Source organism: Emticicia sp., assembly GCF_049241225.1.
Lineage (GTDB): Bacteria > Bacteroidota > Bacteroidia > Cytophagales > Spirosomataceae > Emticicia.
In genome coordinates this window covers 1-1,618 of sequence record NZ_JBMLRC010000310.1, presented here as the reverse complement: position 1 = coordinate 1,618, position 1,618 = coordinate 1, and the positions used below count along the sequence as shown (strand labels likewise).

Genomic DNA, 1,618 nt, shown 5'->3' with positions numbered 1-1,618 from the left:
TAAATAGTCTTTTCAAGTTGTTTTCATATTGTCCCCCTGCATCAATTCTTGTTATGTCATCAAGTCCAAGTAAAATAAATTTTCTATCCAACGTAGATTTAGTTCCAAATTCGTGAATTACAATTGAGGTATCGTCCATTTCGTGAATTTGTCCAATGAAGCAAATATTTTTGTCTATGTCTTCAATATGAACCGTCAAGTGATTAAATGTTCTGTTTACACTTGCTAAAATACTCTGAATGGAAGTCAGGTCAATATTTATTTTACCTGTTTGGCGTTTTGAAGTGTCTATGAGTTTTGAAACACTTTCTATGTCATTACCAGACCATCTAATTCTTGAAATATTGTGTCGTAAGAAAATAGTCAAGCCGTCATAATTACATTCATCGTCAAACGTTTCAATCAGTAAATAATTCTCATTATAGTCAACTACAAATCCATAGTCTGACTCGTCATAAGTGTCAGTATAGAAGTCAGCTAAAATTTGTTCATTTTTCAGCTTCTCTAAATATTTTGTCTTTAATTCCATATTTAATTTATTGTCTGTAGCTTTAGCTCGTTTATAATTACCCATAACAATTGTGCAACCACCACAATCTTAGTACTGAATACTTTTCGCAACTTCCCCCAATTCAACTTCAATCCAATCTTCTTTCGTTTTATTCATCATTTGTATTAAAAATTACCGCCAATTGTTCGGCACTTGGTAGGTTTTGGGCAATTTCCTTGGGTAGCTGCGAGTAAGTGTAAGTGGCTACGCCCATCGGTTTGTTTACAATTTCCAGTGCGTATTCTACCGTAAGCTGGCTTTTGGTTTTGCATAGCAGTATGCCAATGCTGGGGTTATCTTCGGGGTATTTGACGGTTTTGTCGAGTAAGTGCAAATACCAATTGAGTTGTTGGCTGTATTCGGGTTTAAACTCGTTTACTTTCAGTTCTATGGCAATCATTGATTTTAATTTGCGGTGATAAAACAGTAAGTCCACAAAGTACTCTTTATCATCGAGTTCCAAACGAAATTGCTGTCCCATAAAGGCAAAATCACTTCCAAACTGCCCGAGCATTTTGGTGATATTCGCCACTAGGGCGTTTTGGAGTTGCCTTTCGGTGTGGTGGTCGGGCAGGTTCAAAAAAGAAAGGTCATATTCGTCCTTAAACTGTAGGTGATATGCCGTTATCTCCTGAGCACTCAGCGTTTTATCAAAGTTGCTTTGAAACTGTTGGTAATTGGCATACAGGTCAAACCTAATTTTTTCCTCTAGTATGCTTCTGCTCCAAGCCTCTGTCTGAGCTTTTTCTAAATAAAATGTACGTTCGGCTTTATCTTTTATCTTGCTGAAAATCAAAGAGGTATGCCCCCAATGCAATTTCGCCACAAGCTGTGGCGAAATTGCATTGGTTTGCATTTCTTCATACACCAATTTCATTCGGTGCAAGTTTCTTTCAGAAAAACCCTTTACCCCATTAAACTCCGCTTGCAGGTCTTTGGAGAGTTGTTGGATAACAGAAGTACCCCAGCCTGTTTTTGTTTTTTCGGAGATAGTTTTGCCAATATCCAAATACGCCAAAATCATCTCCGAATTTACGGCACTATAGCTGTTGTATTGTGCTTGTAAGA

At 37.3% G+C, this 1,618-nt stretch carries 2 protein-coding genes; both read right to left on the bottom strand.

All coding sequences use genetic code 11. From position 1 onward, the window contains the following. Positions 1-574, bottom strand: a 574-nt coding sequence (locus ACOVO2_RS16565; RefSeq protein WP_421771049.1) for a hypothetical protein, incomplete at its 3' end; no start/stop codon positions are given. 85 nt (positions 575-659) lie between these two features. Beyond that, positions 660-1,618, bottom strand: a 959-nt coding sequence (locus ACOVO2_RS16560) for a PDDEXK nuclease domain-containing protein (RefSeq protein WP_421771048.1), incomplete at its 5' end; no start/stop codon positions are given.